This window comes from Thermoactinomyces mirandus (assembly GCF_013868055.1).
GTDB classification, from domain to species: Bacteria; Bacillota; Bacilli; order Thermoactinomycetales; family Thermoactinomycetaceae; genus Thermoactinomyces; species Thermoactinomyces mirandus.
Map to the genome: position 1 here is coordinate 1 of NZ_JACEOL010000075.1, position 17820 is coordinate 17820.

At 45.0% G+C, this 17820-nt stretch carries 15 protein-coding genes, 1 pseudogene and 1 other annotated feature; of the genes and pseudogenes, 3 read left to right on the forward strand and 13 right to left on the reverse strand.

Going from position 1 to position 17820, the window contains the following annotated elements:
* Together H2C83_RS16630 and H2C83_RS16635 are read right to left on the reverse strand one after the other, a co-directional pair.
* Positions 1-345, reverse strand: a pseudogene (locus H2C83_RS16630) (xylose isomerase); the annotation flags it as partial.
* A gap of 407 nt (positions 346-752) precedes the next feature.
* A complete protein-coding gene (locus tag H2C83_RS16635; RefSeq protein WP_181742304.1) occupies positions 753-2810 on the reverse strand; it encodes an ATP-dependent helicase in 2058 nt (685 codons plus the stop codon).
* Positions 2811-2969: 159 nt separating this feature from the next.
* Positions 2970-3200 (forward strand) — a binding site (T-box leader).
* 81 nt (positions 3201-3281) lie between these two features.
* Between H2C83_RS16635 and H2C83_RS16640 the strand changes: the two genes are divergently transcribed.
* From H2C83_RS16640 to H2C83_RS16650, 3 genes are read left to right on the forward strand one after another with little or no spacing between them, the layout of a single operon-like run.
* Positions 3282-4439 (forward strand): pyridoxal-phosphate-dependent aminotransferase family protein, encoded by a 1158-nt coding sequence (locus H2C83_RS16640; RefSeq protein ID WP_181742305.1) that lies wholly within the window; start codon positions 3282-3284, stop codon positions 4437-4439.
* Positions 4432-6012, forward strand: a complete 1581-nt coding sequence (gene serA / locus H2C83_RS16645; protein WP_181742306.1) for a phosphoglycerate dehydrogenase — start codon at positions 4432-4434, stop codon at positions 6010-6012. The genes H2C83_RS16640 and serA overlap by 8 nt, the downstream gene beginning before the upstream one ends.
* 44 nt (positions 6013-6056) lie before the next feature.
* Entirely contained in the window at positions 6057-6755 is a 699-nt protein-coding gene (locus tag H2C83_RS16650; protein WP_181742307.1) for an SDR family oxidoreductase, read from the forward strand.
* A 42-nt stretch (positions 6756-6797) separates the two neighbouring features.
* Here H2C83_RS16650 and H2C83_RS16655 read toward each other — a convergent pair whose 3' ends face one another.
* The 11 genes from H2C83_RS16655 to H2C83_RS16705 all read right to left on the reverse strand — a co-directional run bounded on the left by H2C83_RS16655 (position 6798) and on the right by H2C83_RS16705 (position 17160).
* Positions 6798-8588, reverse strand: a complete 1791-nt coding sequence (locus H2C83_RS16655; RefSeq protein ID WP_312853950.1) for an ATP-binding protein — start codon at positions 8586-8588, stop codon at positions 6798-6800.
* On the reverse strand, positions 8585-9301 hold the full coding sequence (locus tag H2C83_RS16660) for a response regulator transcription factor (RefSeq protein ID WP_181742308.1): 717 nt from the start codon (positions 9299-9301) through the stop codon (positions 8585-8587). The genes H2C83_RS16655 and H2C83_RS16660 overlap by 4 nt, the downstream gene beginning before the upstream one ends.
* Before the next feature lie 25 nt (positions 9302-9326).
* Positions 9327-10529, reverse strand: a complete 1203-nt coding sequence (gene ccsB, locus H2C83_RS16665; RefSeq protein WP_181742309.1) for a c-type cytochrome biogenesis protein CcsB — start codon at positions 10527-10529, stop codon at positions 9327-9329.
* Between the two features lie 18 nt (positions 10530-10547).
* Positions 10548-12137 (reverse strand): cytochrome c biogenesis protein ResB, encoded by a 1590-nt coding sequence (locus H2C83_RS16670; RefSeq protein ID WP_181742310.1) that lies wholly within the window; start codon positions 12135-12137, stop codon positions 10548-10550.
* Between the two features lie 111 nt (positions 12138-12248).
* Positions 12249-12962, reverse strand: coding sequence for a pseudouridine synthase (locus H2C83_RS16675; RefSeq protein WP_181742311.1), 714 nt, complete (start codon positions 12960-12962; stop codon positions 12249-12251).
* 121 nt (positions 12963-13083) lie between these two features.
* On the reverse strand, positions 13084-13623 hold the full coding sequence (locus tag H2C83_RS16680) for a spore maturation protein (protein WP_181742312.1): 540 nt from the start codon (positions 13621-13623) through the stop codon (positions 13084-13086).
* Between the two features lie 22 nt (positions 13624-13645).
* Positions 13646-14248 (reverse strand): nucleoside recognition domain-containing protein, encoded by a 603-nt coding sequence (locus H2C83_RS16685; protein ID WP_181742313.1) that lies wholly within the window; start codon positions 14246-14248, stop codon positions 13646-13648.
* On the reverse strand, positions 14245-15381 hold the full coding sequence (locus tag H2C83_RS16690; RefSeq protein WP_181742314.1) for a D-alanyl-D-alanine carboxypeptidase: 1137 nt from the start codon (positions 15379-15381) through the stop codon (positions 14245-14247). The genes H2C83_RS16685 and H2C83_RS16690 overlap by 4 nt, the downstream gene beginning before the upstream one ends.
* Before the next feature lie 141 nt (positions 15382-15522).
* Positions 15523-15993: a GerW family sporulation protein gene (gene ytfJ, locus H2C83_RS16695; RefSeq protein ID WP_181742315.1), complete on the reverse strand. Its 471-nt coding sequence runs from the start codon at positions 15991-15993 to the stop codon at positions 15523-15525.
* Positions 15994-16008: 15 nt separating this feature from the next.
* The gene (locus H2C83_RS16700) at positions 16009-16668 is read right to left on the reverse strand and encodes a DUF2953 domain-containing protein (protein ID WP_181742316.1); all 660 of its coding nucleotides are present in this window, start codon (positions 16666-16668) and stop codon (positions 16009-16011) included.
* Positions 16669-16947: 279 nt separating this feature from the next.
* On the reverse strand, positions 16948-17160 hold the full coding sequence (locus H2C83_RS16705) for a hypothetical protein (RefSeq protein ID WP_181742317.1): 213 nt from the start codon (positions 17158-17160) through the stop codon (positions 16948-16950).
* Between the last annotated feature and the right edge of the window lie 660 nt (positions 17161-17820).

Here is a 17820-nt window from a genome sequence, read left to right on the forward strand (position 1 = left end):
TTTGTTGGTTTCCCGCAAACTGCTTCCTTCAGGGGCAATATCGACATCATGGAAACAAAAATAGGGAACGCCAAGCTTTTCAAAGAATTCAAAAGCGGCCTCCACCCGGGCTTTGGCCAGATCCATGCCGGTAAATTTGTCCCATGGGCGAATGGCGGTGCCAACCCCGAACGGATCGGACAGATCCGCGGTAAATGTGTGCCAGTAAGCGACACTGAAGCGGAGAATTTCTTTCATCGTCTTGCCGCCGATTTTTTCCTCCGGATCATAAAATTTGAAAGCGAGCGGATTGGCTGACGTCGGACCTTCATATTCAATCATGTCGATGTTATGAAAGTAGGGCATTTCTTGTGCCTCCAATTTTTTATTTCGTATGAAAAATTCATTTTGTAAGTGCTTACACGATTATTATAACAAGCAAGGAATATTGTTTGTGAACATAATAACAAAGTTAATAAAAAATACAAAAATATAAACAATATTAATTTAAACAGATAATCTTTTTATTTTACCACCATTCAAAGTGACAAATTCGTCTGTTCCGAAAACATTTCAGGAAATATTAAGCCGCAACTTTGTGAATCAGACTATAAATCCGGTACTTTTTAGTATCTCCAACTCCCCCGTAAAAATAAAAAAACTGCGCAGAAGTTCTGCACAGTTACCTCTGTGAATTTCACCTGAATTGCCGGCCACGTTGGATCAACCCCAATTGCCGGCACAATTCATAATGCAGGGACTACCGTTCCTGATTAAAACAAACCAGAATCTTTCTGCCGGGGGGCCACTCCCTCAATCGAAACAACATCTTCCACAATTCCCTTTCCAAATCGCGTGTGCAGGATCTCGGAACCAACTGATATTTTTTCATGGATAAAACGCATTTGTGGCTGCCTGTCCAATTCTTTCCTGTTCATCGCCTGCACCATTTTGCTGGTGTTTTGATCCACGATCAGTTCTTGTTTGGCGTGTTCACGCACCACGTCAATATCCCGCAAAAAAGGGGACGGATGCGCGCGTTTCCCCTGTCTGGTTTTTGTGGATGACAATATCAGTTCTTTTCTCGCCCGTGTCATCCCTACATACAACAAGCGCCGTTCTTCTTCCCAGACTTCATTTTTCCGGTATTCCGGCACATTGAGGCTGCGGTAATGAGGAATAATCATGGCATGCAGGCCAATAATAAATACCCGGTCAAATTCCAATCCTTTTGAGCGGTGAAGAGTCATCAACTTTATTTTCGCTGCCGGGTGCGATTGTTTTAACGCTTCTTCTACCCGGGATGCGTGTTTAATCATTGATAAAAGGTCTGGAAAAAGTTCAGCGGCAACCATGAGTTCATCGAGTGGTTCCAGCAAATGCTCCAGATCGGTTCCGGCCCCCCTGGCAAAGTCCTCCAGAAAGCGATCATAGCCAACGGTAGCACGAATATAGGGAATAGCATCCACCGGGGCTAACTGCCTGAGACAGCGGATCTGTCCGGAGAGTTCCCTCAAATGGCGCACCTGATCCAGTCTGGACAAATCCGGCAAGGCGTCCAGTACAGTCCGATTTGTCTTTTTTGACAGATACCGGCAGGCATCGATCCATTCCTCGCCAAACAGATATCGCTTTGGCCTGTTGATAATACGGACAAGCGCATCCAGATCATTCGGGTTATTTGCCAGGCGAAAATAGGCAAACACATCCTGCACCTGCCATCTTCGGTAAAAGGAATGCTCAACAGGGATAAAAAAAGAAATTCCCTTGCGAACCAATACATCTGTCAACGCCCTTGCCTGCGTTGCTGTTCGGAATAAAACGGCTGTTTCAACACCATCTTTTATCCGGAAAATAATTCGTTCCGCTTCCTCGTTCTCATCCTGAGGCTCGATCCATTCAACTTTTGCCCCGTCAATTCCAAGCCCCTGAAACGGCTTGGCCTGCCGCAACCGATTTTGGCGAATGAGTTGATTATTTGCTTGAATGATTGGTTCTGTGGAACGGTAATTTGCCGGCAGCACAATACGCTGAAGGTCAGGAAAATCCTTGTGCAGTTGAAGCATAATGCGGGGATTGCTGCCGCGGAATCCGTAAATGGACTGATCATCATCACCAACCACAAACAGCGACCGGTGCTGGCTCACCAGTTTTACGAGAATCTGATATTGAATCCAGTTAATATCCTGAAATTCGTCAACTTGTACAAACCTCCCTTTTAATTCTGCCAGTTCTTCCGAAGTTTTTACCCGCTGATACATCTCCAGTAAAATATCATCATAATCCCAAAAATTATTTTTCTGCTTCCAATTTTCATATTCTGAAGAAATCTCCCGAAACAGAATGTTTCGTTTTTGCACATTCATCCGCTCTAGTAAAATCGCATTTCCCTTGCACAAACCAATCTGATTCAGATAAGCTTCGATATTTTCTTCATCCGTGGGTTGTTCCCGAACAGACAAAATCTTTCGGATGATCTCTTTCTGCTGATTCCCCTTTAGCAATGACGGGATCGCTTCACTCTTTTCCCGCAATATGGTCAAAAAAAGGGAATGAAATGTTCCGATCCACAGCTTTTGGGTTGATTTAGGCATCACTTCCTGCAAGCGCGCCTTCATCTCCTGTGCCGCCGCCCGCGTAAAAGTGACGGCCATCAGCTTTTCGGGACAGGCTCCCTGTTCCAGTAAATATAACACTCTTCGGGTCAACACCGTTGTCTTTCCGCTTCCCGGTCCGGCAAAGACAACGGTCGGTTTTTCATCGGCAATCACCGCTTCCCTCTGTTTTTCATTCAATCCGGACAAAATCAAATCAGTCGCTCCTGTTAACATAATTTGATAAACTTCCTCCCTTCCTGAAGAAATACCGAGCTTTGAAACGAATAACTTCATGTTATCATAATCAGTTCATACAATATGGGCTTAATTTTTTTTAATCATGGCTTGACAGTATCCAACTGCCATGTTAAATTAATTATCAAATTTCAGATGATTAAAGCAATGAAGGAGCCAAGTATCAGAAGCAGACTTTCAGAGAGCCGAGGTAGCTGCAAATCGGTAGTTTGTTTGATGCGGAGCACTCCTGAGCGATCTGCTGAACCTTTGAATAGGCAGATCCGGCAATTGATCCGTTATGATCACGAGTCCTTGTGCGGACTTACTGAGGCAATTGGTGTGAGCCAATTGCGAATGAGGGTGGCACCACGACCTTACGTCCCTCACCTATTTTGCGATAGGTGTGAGGAGTAAGGTTTTTTTATTAATGTTTCACCAGAAACAGAAAGAAACAGGAGGAGAACAACAATGGTATTTCAAGACAAGTTTCATCTTCGGATTCCGGGTCCGACACCTGTTCCGCCCCGGGTCCAACAGGCTATGGCAAAACCGATGATTGGACATCGCAGCAATATAGCGTCCAAACTGATTCAGGACTGTACCAATCAACTGAAACCGATATTTGGGACCAGTCTGCAGCCGGTCATCCTGGCCGGAAGCGGTACTTCCGCCCTTGAAGCAGCGGTTGTGAACACATTATCTGAGGGTGACGAAGCAATCGTTGTATCCACGGGTGCGTTTGGAGACCGTTTTGCAAAGATCATTCAAAAATACGGCTTTAATTTGCACGTTCTTGATATTCCCTGGGGTAAAGCGTGTGAACCGGACAATTTGTCCGTCTTTATACAAAAATACCCTCAAGCCAAAGCTGTATTCCTTACCTATTGCGAAACTTCCACAGGGGTTTTAAACCCGATTCCCGAACTGGCCCAAACCGTTCATCAGCATTCTGACGCACTGGTGGTTGTTGATGGAGTCAGCTGCATCGGAGCCGTTCCTTGTCAGATGGATGAGTGGAATATTGACATAATGGTTACAGGTTCACAAAAGGCATTGATGTTGCCACCAGGTCTGGCAATCGTCGCAGCCAGTGAGCGGGCCTGGAAAACCATTGAAAGCAATGATCAGCCCAGCTTTTACCTTGATCTGGATTCCTATCGCAAAAAGCTGGAACAACAAGCCACGACACCTTTCACACCGGCTGTTTCGCTCTTGTATGGCCTGAAAGAAGCACTGTCAATGATTGAAGAAGAAGGATATGAACAGGTATTTGCACGCCATGAGCGTTTAAGAAAATTAACGCGCGCAGGTATCAGAGCATTGGGTCTGACCCTGATGGTTGAGAATCGTCACGCTTCCCCGACAGTTACTTCCATTGTTACGTCTCATGAAAAATGGGATGTTGAATCATTCAGAAAAAACATGCAGGCCAACGGATTTATTGTTGCCGGCGGTCAACAGCACCTGAAAGGCGAAATTTTCCGCATCGGTCATATGGGTTACTGCGATGACTGGGATATTGTTGCTGTTCTGGCTGCAATTGAATTCACTCTTCATCAAATGGGGGTCCCGGTTGAACTGGGAGCCGCAACAAAAGCTGCACAAGAGGTGATGCTGGATGTATAAAGTATTGATTACCGATCCGTTAAGCGATCTGGGAATTGAAAAAATATCGCAGGCGGAAGATATTGAAGTCGTCAGGAAAACGGGTCTCACCCATGATGAATTGCTGCTGGCCATTGAAGATGCCGATGCCTTGATGGTTCGAAGCCAAACCAAAGTAACAGCGGATGTAATTGAAAAAGCAAAGCGTTTAAAAGTGATTGCCCGGGCCGGAGTGGGAGTGGACAATATTGATATTGCCGCCGCGACCCAAAAAGGGATTATTGTCGTCAATGCACCGGATGGCAATACCATATCCACCGCGGAACATACTTTTGCCATGCTTATCTCATTAGCCCGTAATATTCCACAAGCCTACCATTCACTCCTTCAAGGCGAGTGGAACCGCAAGGCCTTTGTCGGAACGGAACTGAATCAGAAAACCCTCAGCATCATTGGTCTGGGACGGATCGGTTCAGAGTTGGCCAAACGCGCAAAAGCTTTCCGGATGAACGTGATCGCTTATGATCCGTATTTGTCGGATGACCGGGCCGAAAAACTGGGCGTCAAAAAGGCCGATCTGGAAGAAGCGATTGCCCAGGGGGATTTTATTACCGTGCATACTCCGCTCACCAAGGAAACAAAACATTTGATTGACCGGAACATGTTTGCCAAAATGAAAGACGGTGTACGTATCCTGAACTGCGCTCGCGGCGGAATCATTGACGAACAGGCGCTCTATGACGCGATCCAGGAAGGAAAGGTTTCCGGTGCGGCGCTGGATGTATTTGAATCGGAACCGCCCAGGGATCAGCCGTTGCTTACTTTGCCGCAGGTGATTGCCACACCGCACCTGGGAGCATCCACAGTCGAAGCTCAGGAGAACGTCGCGATTGATGTTTCTGAAGAGGTTCTCCATATTCTGCGCGGTGAGCCCTTTAAAAACGCAGTCAATCTTCCTTCAGTCCCGGCAGAATTACAGCAAAAACTGCAACCCTATCAGGAATTGGCTGAAAAGTTGGGGAAATTCGTTTCCCAAATCAGCAAAGGGGCTCTGTCCCAAATCACGATTACTTATGCCGGAGAAGTGGCGGAATTCGATGTTTCTCCTTTATCGCGCACGGTCTTAAAAGGGGTGCTTTCCCATTACCTGAACAATGTCAATGATGTCAACGCTCCTCATCTCGCCAAAAAACGCGGTGTTCAGGTTGTGGAACAAAAAACCATGTCCAGTCAAGGCTTTACCCAATATATCAAAGTGGAAGTGAAAACATCCACGGAAATCCGGAGCGTTGCCGGAACCCTGTTGAATGGATTTGGGGCTCGTATTACCAAAATTAACGATTATCCGGTTGATGTAAATACCCATGGCCATCTCTTGTTCATTGAACACCAGGATTTGCCGGGAGCCATCGGACGGGTTGGAACGCTGCTTGGAAGCCAGAATATCAATATTGCCACCATGCAAGTGGGAAGACAAATGATTGGCGGACAGGCAATTATGATTCTGCAGATCGACAAGCCGCTTCCCGACAAACTGATCGAATCTATTAAGGAAATCAATGAAATTCAATCCCTGTACGAAGTTGATTTATAATAAAGTTCCAAAGAATCAATTTGCAGGATTGGAGGACGTATTTTATGGAATCACAAACACAAAAAGTAGCCATAGTAACCGGGGCCAGCAAAGGATTGGGAGCAGCCATCGCCCGACGTCTGGCAAAGGAAAAAATCCGGGTGGTGGCCAGTGCCCGCAGTACAGACAGGCTTGAAAAACTGGCCCGGGAATTTGCGGATACCATCGACCCGGTTTCCTGTGATGTTTCCGACAGCAAACAGGTTCAGAATGTAATCCGACATACAATCCGTCGTTATGGCCGGCTGGATTACCTGATAAATAACGCCGGCCTTGGCATCTTTGCTCCTGTTGAAAGCCTGAGCGAAAACGAATGGGATGAAATGATGAACGTGAATTTGAAGGGTGCCTTTCTTCATTGCAAATATGCCATCCCGCATTTAAAAAAGACGGAAGGACACATTGTAAATATCTCCAGTATTGCTGGAACCGAAGCATTTGCCACTGGAGCAGGCTATTGTGCTTCAAAGTTCGGAATGATGGCATTAACCGATGCACTCACCTTTGAATTGAAACCGTACCAGGTAAAAGTAACAGCCCTGTGCCCGGGATCAATGAAAACAGACTTCAATCATTACAAGGAATACGCCATGGAAGCGGACCAGGTGGCTGACACCGTTTGGACCATTTTATCTGCACCAAAAGGAGTTATCTACAACCAGATCCTGATGCGTCCTCTGGTTCCCAGGGAATTTCAAAAATAATCTTTTTGCACGAAAAAGCACGGATCCTGAGAGATCCGTGCGTTAACCCATTTCCGTTTTTACCCGGACCGGCAATTCAACCCTGAATGTCGCTCCTTTGCCTAATTGGCTTTTTACGGTAATATTTCCTCTATGGGCATTAACCAGATGTCTTGCAATGGACAGGCCCAGTCCGGTTCCGCCAGATTGTCCGCGAGTTCTTGCCTTGTCTGCTTTATAGAACCGTTCAAATACAAACGGCAGATCTTCTTCCGGAATACCTGAACCGGTATCTTCAATCTCCAGATAAACCTTTTTATTTTGGAAATAAGCATGTACGGTGACTGAACCCTGACTTGGTGTATGCCGAATGGCATTATCGACAAGATTGGTCAAAACCTGCTCGATCTTGTCTTCATCCCAGTAAACCATTGGCAGCGAATCGCCCAAATCCGCACATAATTGAACCTGGCGTTCCCTTGCCAATCCCTGGAATTTGCGAATGACACGCAGGACAAGTTCATTTAACGGAAGTTCAATGGGTTCGATCTGAATGTGCCCGGATTCCATGCGTGCCAAATCCAGCAGTTCCCGAACCAAACGGCTCATTCGCTGGGACTCTTCATTGATCACCTGCGCCAGTTCCCTGCGTTCCTCAGGAGTTTCCGCAATATCATCCATCAGGGCTTCACTGTATCCCTGCAACATTTGCAAAGGTGTACGCAATTCATGGGACACATTGGCCACAAAATCCTTTCTCATCTTGTCCAAACGTCTTTCTTCCGTTACATCCCGCAAAACGGCAACGACACCCCGGACCTGATTTTCGGTATAAAGCAGCGACATGACCACAACCCATGTACGCCCGTTTTCTGAAATATCCCCTGTATATTCTTTCTGATCGTCGGTCACCTTGTTAAAAAGATCCTGTAACGGAGGCGGCAGGGTATTTTTTTGCGTTTCACCCTCCCACAGGGAAAGAAACTGATCTGCAACCGGATTGCTCAATACGATCTTTCCATACTTGCTGATGGTTAAAACACCATCAGACATGCTTTTTAAAATACTGGCCAGCTGTTCTTTTTCCTGGGACAACTGGTGGATGGAGTCCTCCAGTTGGGCAGCCATCCGGTTAAAAGTCATCGAAAGGTCTGCGATTTCATCCTGTTCATGATAACGCACCGGAACGCGGATGGAAAACTCTCCGCGTGCCATTTTTTCGACAGCTTTTTTCATTTGTATCAGCGGCAATGTTATTCTTGTTGACAGGAAAAAAGCAAAAATCGTCGTCAAGGTAATACCGATCAAAGAGGAATAAAAAATCCACCGCTTAATGTCCGTTTCGCTTAACTGTTCCTGTGTCTGGTACAAAACAATGGCCCCGACCGTCTTCCCACCCACAATATGAGGAACAGCCACCAGCAAAACATCATTCTTCAGAAATGGAAACTGATTGGGATCCCTATCCTGAACTTTTCCCTTGATAAAAACCGTTTCTCCCTTGATTACGCGGTTCAGATCCTTTTGGGACAATACCTCCTGCCACGGGACATTGGGGACATGTGGGGATACCCCGTAATTGCTTACGGAACCGCTTGAATCCAGGGTCACGATATATGTATGGAAAAGTTCGGATACTTGCAGCACATTGTTAAGGTACTGAATTTGATCTTGCCCTGGTTGATTGAATTTTTTTTGGATCTCAGCCGCAAGCTGTTCCAAACTTTTCTTTTGGTCACGAACATAAGTTTTTTCCACTTGTTCATTCAAAAACAGGTTTAACAAAATCAGTACCAGTGTAACCAGTATAATAATGGTGATCCACAGCTTTCCGACAACACTTCGCCATATCACTCTTTAGGCACCTCTAGTTTATAACCAACTCCCCACACGGTTGTAATCATTTTGGCTGCTTTTATGGAAGCGCGGTTAAGTTTTTCGCGCAAACGTTTTACATGCGTGTCCACCGTGCGAAGATCCCCAAAAAACTCATAGTGCCATACATCTCTTAACAATTGTTCCCTTGTAAACACTTTATCAGGAGATTTTGCCAAATAGTAAAGAAGTTCGTATTCTTTGGGAGTCAACTGGATTTTTTTGCCCCCTGCCTTTACCTCATGGGCATCATGATCAATGGTGAGCTCCGGAAAGACAAGCACATTGTTTGTCTCCATATCTGTTGTCAGGAAGGCGGTTGCAGAAGCCCTTCGCAGCACGGCTTTTACCCGGTGTACCAATTCCCTGGGGCTAAACGGTTTCACGACATAGTCATCCGTGCCAGCCTCAAAACCTTCAACACGGTTTGTTTCCTCTCCCCGCGCTGTCAGCATGATCACCGGGGTTGCCTTTTTTTTCCGTAATTCTTCACATACATCCAATCCATCCATGCCCGGAAGCATCAAATCCAGCAAGATCAGGTCATAATCTTTTGCTAAAGCCATATCCAAGGCTTTTTCCCCGTTTTCGGCCTCTTCAATTACGAATCCTTCCCGTTCCAGATACATGCGAAGCAACCGACGAATACGGTCCTCATCATCTACCACCAAGATCTGATACTGTTTGTCCAAGTTACTTCACCTCTGCTGCCATATTTTACGCATAAGAATGCAAACCTGTAATGACAAGATTAATTGCAATTAAATTTATCATAATAATTATAAAACCGCCAACCGCCAGCCATGATGACTTTAATCCATGCCAACCGCGGGACAGGCGCAAATGCAGGTAAGCGCTGTAAAAAAGCCAGGTAATCAAGGCCCAGACTTCTTTGGGGTCCCATCCCCAAAAACGCCCCCAGGCTTCATGTGCCCAAATCATGGCAAAAATGAGCGCACCAAGTGTAAAAATCGGAAATCCTATCGCAATGGACCGATAAGAAATTTCATCAACCAGATCCATATCCAGTCCTTTTACCAGTGGATAGAGCGCCATTCTTAACGGCTTGTGCAACATCAAACGCAAGACCCCATATAAAATCAACCCGGCAATCACTGACCATATGACGGAATTAAGTTTGCTTGCTGCTTCCTTTCCTTTCATCCAGACAGGTGCTTCAAACAGTGGTTCATCGAGCCCGGGAAAAGAATCAAGCTGAATAACCTGACTGTTGGCCGGACTGACAATTGGTGGAAGAGAGTACTCCTGTACGTTTGCCTCCCCGTCAACAAAATGGGAGAATTTCGCTTCATAATCCACCATGCCAAAGGCCAGATGGAAGAGACTGAATCCAAGGAACATCAAAACCACAACAAGAGTAACTTCTAACCAGAAGGCGTTTTTTCCTTCTTTTTGGTTTCCTGCCGATTTAATAAGGTAAACCAGCCCCGCAATAAAACCAACCGCGAATGCACCCTGCCCCAGGGCCGCCGTTGATACATGGATGGGAAGCCAGTAACTTTGCAGGGCAGGAATCAAGGGTTGAATATCTTTCGGGAATACCGACGCATAAGCCAGCAGGATGACCGCCAGGGGCATGACAAATGCTCCTAAAACTACTGTCTGATATATAAAATAAATCACAATAAACGCAATGGCAATTGCATAACAAAGAAAAGCAATAAATTCAAACATGTTACTAGTCGGAAAATGACCGCCGATCATCATCCGTGTCACAATAAAAAGGGTTTGAAACACTACCCCCACAATCGTAAGGCCAATGCCAATATTTCCCCAGCGTTTCTTTTTTTGTTCATTATTATGGTTTTTATCTTTTGAAATTCCCATTACAAAAGCTAAAGAGGCAATCAAGTACAGAAAGAAAGTGCAAAAAAGGAGATTTTCCATGAGTTGTTCCATCGTTTTCCCTTTTTCCCCCTATTTTTTCGTTGGCCGAAGATCATACCCCCTGAAAACTTCCATTCCGGACAGTTCATTACAGAAACTGAACCAGTTTTTATTGGTATGCCCGCCAACGTACAAAGTTCCATTGCTGTAACGAACCCAAACCCGGCGATGGTGCCAGTAAAAGCCCATGATTAACCCAACCATAAAAATCATACCACCAATAAAAATAATGTGTAAGCTTCGGTCTACCCGCACCATTAACCCGGATGCATTAACAGTATGGAGTTTGGCCAGGTCAATGCTGTATTGGTTCTCAGCCATCAGGTTTTCAAAATTGGTACCGGAAATCACCCATGATTTCTCCCCGGTCTCCTCTCCCTTTTCTTTTACCTCAAAGATAAAAGCGGGACGGTTTGGTTCCTGGGATCTGGTGACAGGACGGTTATTTTCAAGCGCGAAGTCGGGATAATACTCGAGCGGACGAACCGTCAAATTCCCAACCTGATAAACCTGATCCCGGCGGATTTTGTTCAGATTTACCGTAAACGTTCCCAACTCTGTTTTTGACTTTTTCTCTGTCACTTTGAAAGTAATCTGATCAAGCAACCCGGTTTGAAAACCGGATTGATACAACAGCAAATCATTGTATTTCAGTGGATCGTTTACAATAATCGGATATTTCTTTACCGCTTTTAACTTGCCGGTTCGGCTGTCCTTCTTGTACAATACGGCATTTGTCTGGTATTTCTTCACAACGGGATCTTCATCATTCAACGATTCCGGCGTTTTTTCCTGTTCGTAAAACTCCATGATAAAACGCTCATTTTTGACATAATATGGCGTTTCCGGAACATTTTTCACTTCTCCTTCACGAACCCAGATGCTTTCATTCAGATACCACCCCGGAATGTAACGAAACAAAAGGCCCAGCAGAAAAATGATCAACCCGATATGATTGATGTAGGGACCCCATCTGCTGATCCGTCCTTTTTCCGCCAGAAGCGCTCCATTCTCACGCCGGATATGGTAAAATCGCTTGCTTAACTCACGGGCAATCTGATCGATCTTTTGCTCTTTTTCCTCACCCGGAATCCTTTCTGAGTGCGAAATGCGCTGTCTCTGAATAAATTCAACATTTTTCACTACTTGCTGATTTTTCAATGCTTTGTAAAGAGGAATAACACGATCCAGGCTGCATATAACCAGTGAGATTCCGATCATTGACACCAGCAGGACAAACCACCAGGAACTGTACATGTCGGAAAATCCGAATGAATGATAAAGTTTTCCCCAGATCCCGTAATGTTTTTCATAGTAACTTGCAGGGTCAGACGAGGGAACAAACACTTCCTGTGGAAAGATGGTACCGATCCCGGCAGCAGCCAGAGTAATGATGATGAGAATGATAGCAACTTTCACTGAGGAGAAAAAATTCCAAATCAAATCAAAAGGGGATGTTTGCGCGGTTTGCGAGCGCCTGGCCTTTCCCTCATAACGCATTTCCTGCACAAGATCATCTTTGTGTGTGATGGAATCATCCAGCGGTTTTCCGCAATGCTCGCACAAAATCGTACCAACAGGGTTATTGTGTCCGCACTCGCATTTACTGTTTTCTATCATTTGATCTCCCCCTGTGATCCAACAATAACAATCCATTCTCTTCAATTACTTATTATACTGTCAGATTTTTCAACAATTGAAAACTTCCATTTGAAGATTATTTGAAATATGTCACAATTTTTCAAAACGGCGGAGTTCCTCTGCTTTCAATTCCCGCGCTTCTCCTTTTTTCAAGCCTTCAAGTGTCAAAAAACCAAATCTCGTACGAACAAGATGAATAACCGGATGTCCGATTGTCTTGCACATACGTCTTACCTGACGGTTTCTTCCTTCATGGATCGTTATTTCCAACCGGGAAGTCTGATCAGCCTTGGAATGGGAAAGCAGGCGGACTTTTGCAGGAACTGTCCATCCATCCCGCAATCTTACTCCCTGCTCCAGACGCCGGATACTCATTTGGTCAGGCTTTCCGGCAATGGTTGCCACATAAACCTTGCCCACTTCATGGCGCGGATGGAGCAAACGATTGGCAAGTTCACCATCATTGGTCATCAGTAACAGGCCTTCTGTTTCATAATCCAGTCGCCCCACCGGAAAAAGGCGTTCCGGTATATGACGGAAAAAGTCGGCAACAACTTTTCTTCCCTGCGGATCATGCATGCTGGTTATGACGTGAGCCGGCTTATAAAATACGAAAGTCCTCTTTTTTTCCAACGTTAACCGCTTGCCATTCACCTCAATCAGATCGTGATCTGGATCTACTTTCATTCCCAGTTCCGTCACCTGGCTGCCATTCACTTTCACTCTTCCCGAACGGATCAGTTCCTCTGAACGCCTTCTGGAAGCCACACCGGCCTGTGCCATCACTTTTTGCAAACGCTCCATTCATTTGTTCACCTCTCTGTCATATTAACTGTTTGCATCCATTAGTACAAGTGGAAACCTATTCACTTCCGTTTCAAAAAACAGGTAAACCCAGTCTGACAGAAGAAATTCCATCCTCTGCTCAACTGGGCATAAAAATTATTGAACATATGATCCAGGACGCCAAAAAGCCGGCCAAATCAGCCCATAAACCGACTTTCAGAGCATATAGCGAGCTGCGGATTCCCACAGCCCCAAAGTAGACGGTCAACACATATAAAGTGGTATCCGTACTTCCCTGAATGGTTGAGGCAAGCTTACCCAAAAAAGAATCGGGTCCATATGTCCGAAGGATACTTTCCACAAAAGCCAGTGAACCGGTACCGGAGATTGGTCTTAATATGCCGATCGGGATCACTTCATTGGGAATGTTGAACCAACTGAGAACCGGATTGAGAAATTGCAAGTAAAATTGCAAAGCTCCCGTATCGCGAAATATGGAAACAGCCACCATCATGCCTACCAGGTGAGGAATAATCGAGATGGCGGTTGGAAATCCTTCCTTTGCTCCCTCGATAAAACTGTCATACACCGGAACCTTGCGAAAAACCGCATACAAGGGAACAAACACGATTATTGCCGGCAGCATCATATTGGATATAAAGCTAACCACTTCAAACATTTGTTTCCCTCTTTCCTCCTCCTCACTTTTTCCGCTGGCCGGTTGCATCAAACGTGCGATTCCGGTAATAGCGATCCAACATGATGGCAATGATTGTGGCACAAATGGTTGCCAACAGGGTCGGTCCGATAATTTCTGTCGGATCAGCCGAACCATGTTTCAAACGAATCCCGATCATCGTGGTGGGAATCAGTGTCAGGCCTGATGTATTCAACGCCAGCAGGGTGCACATGGCAGGGGTGGCCGTCTTTTTATCCGAATTCAGTTTCTGCAGTTCTTCCATCGCCTTTAACCCCATGGGAGTCGCTGCGTTTCCCAGTCCGAACAGGTTTGCGCTCATATTGGACAAAATATACCCCATTGCCGGGTGATCGTGAGGAACAGAAGGAAACAAAAATTTGGCCACAGGCCGCAAAACCTTTGCCAGTTTTTCCAACAACCCCGCATCCTGGGCAATCCGCATCATGCCCAGCCAAAATACCATAATACTGATTAAGCCGAAGCAGACAGAAACGCCTTCCTCAGCTCCTTTCAGCGCTGCCGTAGTTACAAGGTTCAACTTCCCCTGAAATGCCGCAGCAACCACCCCGCTCAAAATCATGAATACCCATATATAGTGGATCATGCTTCTTCACCCTTCTTCCAGACAATCAAACTGAACAATTGTTTCCACCACATCATGACAGATGATTCAGCTTCCATTTTCACTTCCAGCGGAATCGATCCGATCAACTGCTGATCCAGGTAAATACGGGCACTTCCGATTTGCATATGATCCTGTGTTACCAGCCGGAGAGGATAACTGACCAACGGCTGGACGGTAATTTGCTTTTTCTCCTCATCGCTCAGGGGATAAACAAAAGCGGCACCGGCAACCACCTGAAATTTTTCCTTATCCTCGTTTTGGTAGGTTTTGTTTGAAATGACCTGCCCTTTTTTCAGGACAGAAACCAGGTCATAATGATTAAACCCGTATTCCAGCATAACCATGGAATCTTTCCAGTCATCTCCATCGTTCAGGGTAACGGTGATCAGCTGGTGGCCATCCTTGGTTGCAGAAGAAACAAGCGTCCGTCTTGCTTTTTTGGTAAATCCCGTCTTGACACCGTCGGCCCATTTATAGAAACGGAGCATCTTGTTTTTGTTGTAAAATTTCCGCTTCCATTTTTCCCCCGGCCAGTAAACAGTTTTTACCTCTGTTTTTACGATTTCCTGAAAAACCGGATTTTTGAGTGCATATGCCGTCAAGATGGCCAAATCCTTTGCGGAGGAATAATGCTCGGGATGATCCAGACCATGGGGATTGGCAAAATGGGTATGTTCCAAACCGAGATAAGCAGCTTTTTCATTCATCAAATAGACGAAGCCTTCCACTGATCCACCGATATGTTCTGCAATGGCCGTTGCCGCATCATTTCCGGAACGCAGCATCAGCCCGTACAATAAAGTATGAAGAGGAATCTTTTCCCCGGCCTTCAAATAAATGGAAGAACCCTCGACCCCTTCAGCATTGGGGCTTACTGTTACCCGTTCATTCAGATCTCCGTTTTCGATCGCCACAATGGCAGTCATGATCTTGGTCAAACTGGCAATCAACATGGGATTGTCCGCATTTTTTTCGTATAAAACACGGCCGGAAGATGCATCAAACAAGATGGCCGCTTTCGCTCCCGGAGCCAGGTCCTGTTCAATCCGGGCCATCGTTCCCAGCGGGAAAAAAATGCTTGTCAAAACAATCAGTGAAGTAAAACAAACCATGCAGCGTGAACTGCAAACAACCACTTTTTCACCCCATTCCCTGCTTGGGTTTGTACAAATATATGCGAATGGGACGAGATTATGTAAAAAAACGACACTGCCTCAAGCTGTGCCGTTTCGCTTCATGTATGGTTTCAATTGCTAATTGCAACCATTTCTCTTGTCCTTGTCATTTTTGGTGACCATGTTTTTCAATTGCTCCACAAATTCAGGAACTGCATCAATCAGACGGTCAAACAGGTGTGTTTGGCCATCCATATTCAATATGCGGATTCCTTTGGCATCGACTACCAGAAAGGCCACTGGTGTTACCGATACGCCTCCTCCGCTTCCGCCCCCGAATGGCAGGTTTCCGTCCCCCCTGTTGTCTTTGCCGGGTTCCTCCCTGTTCCCTTTTCCCTGGTGATCGGATTCCCGTCTGTTTCTTTCTTCATGATCCGCCTTGAATTCACTGCCCCCTGCAGCAAAACCAAAGCCAACCTTTGAGACAGGAATGATGACTTGTCCGTCCTGGGTCTCAACCGGATCGCCAATAATCGTATTTACATCAATCATTTCCCTGATATTTTCCATGGCCGTTTTCATCAAGTTTTGAATAGGGTGTTCAGACATTTACCGTACCCTCCCTTATTGTCGCATATGGTCTGACAAACGTTTAACAGTAAGGATAGCATGCCCGATCCGAAAACGGATTATGCTATGGAAGTATATTTCCAGAATTTCATGATTGAAATCCGGGTCAATACTCAATTGCGGTGTGAATTTCCACCGAATACGGCTCCCCAACATTCCGACCAGGGCCCACTTGATTCCCCAGGCGATCCCCGTCAATATTCCGGCTTCGGCCGCATCCCCTGTTCCCAGTCTGGTTTTCCAGATCAATTTTTCACAAGTGATTTTTCCGAAAAACCAGTGCATGATTTGCTGGAATTCATCGATTTGACGAAGCATTTTCAGATATTTATGCCGAAAAGCCCTGACTTTCCTCTTATTGACCTGAACCTTTTCCTTTTTTTGTCCGGTTTGGATTTTTGCCATTTGATTCTTCAATTTGCCTTTGACCTGGATACCTTCATCAAAACCCTTCCATTCCAATTGGGAAAGATTAAATTTAAAACGCAGCAATCCGCCAAATACCACAATTTTTATTTCACCATCGTTATTTTGCTGATCACGTTTAAACAGAATTTCTACCCGAATTGTTGAGTACCAAACCAGAAATAAAATAATAATTGCAATCCCTAATACAAAAAGAGAAAATATCAACCCCACCACCTGCCATCTCATTGGCTAGTTTTGGCAAGGTGATGGGGTTATATACAGATCGCCGGACAATTTTTCCAGAAACTTGTTCCGCCGGTTTTTAATCGAGAAATCAGAAACAGGAGTCAGCAGTTTGTGCCAAGTCGTAGATCTACTTCCCTCTTGAAGCTTTTTCTCAATTTTCTTCTCCCGGCAGTTTTTTCATTACCTTCACCTGCATTGGTTTTTTTGAAGAGAGGACCTGGATACCCGGTCCCTACCCGAAGTATCCAATCATTGGTTTTCCTGCTTTTTTCAATCTTTTTATTTTCCAAACAATTTTCTTTTAAACAATCCCAGTCGGTCATTCCCGCGTCTCACTCTTTTGCAATCGTCCCGCGAAACCTGATAGGCCTGTAAAAAACGACCCACTTTTTTCTTGCCTTTCAGTGTCTTTGTTCTTCCGCTGGGAATGTGAATCACATGAATCTGGTCTTTGGATTGATCGTGCCAGAAGCGAATCTCTGCTTTCTCCATGATCAGGAACCCCTTTCCCGAAATCCCGGATATGCTATAATGGAGACACAATTTTTTTCTTCTGTGGGGCCATTTTAATGGCCGGGTTTTATATCCCGGTTCTTTTATCATAAGCGATTCGTTTGCAGAGTCCTTATTCATGAACACAATGCTGAAATTTAAATACATCCTATGTTAAGGTTCAACCCCAGTTAAATCAAGCTTCCTGTCTTTCAGGTTAAGTCAAAATGGCTGAAACAGCAAGGCTTTCACCAAATTTTCTCCAACCTCTGGAGTGTCCTGAAATAATCGGCCTGTTTTACGCTCCACCTCAATGATATCAAGCCTCTCCGCTTTTTTGTACTGCACGCAGTTGGAAAAAATCACAGAAAAAGTGCTTCCCCGTCTTCTTTTACTGGTGTACCACGTGAAATCTCGGCAAAGGCATGCTCGTTCATCATCGTAATAATAGAAACAAGTCCTTCTTTTTCTATAATCGTTTCATTTGTTTCTAAATAAGTTATCTTTATTTATAACAATTTTTTAGAAAAGCCTTCCTAAAGCTTTTTATCTTATATAATATTAGAATATTATCTCTATTTAATTAATAAATGCATTATTTTATTCATCGTAGAATTCGTTATACGAGAAAAAGAAGGAAATTGAGCTTGATGACAAACC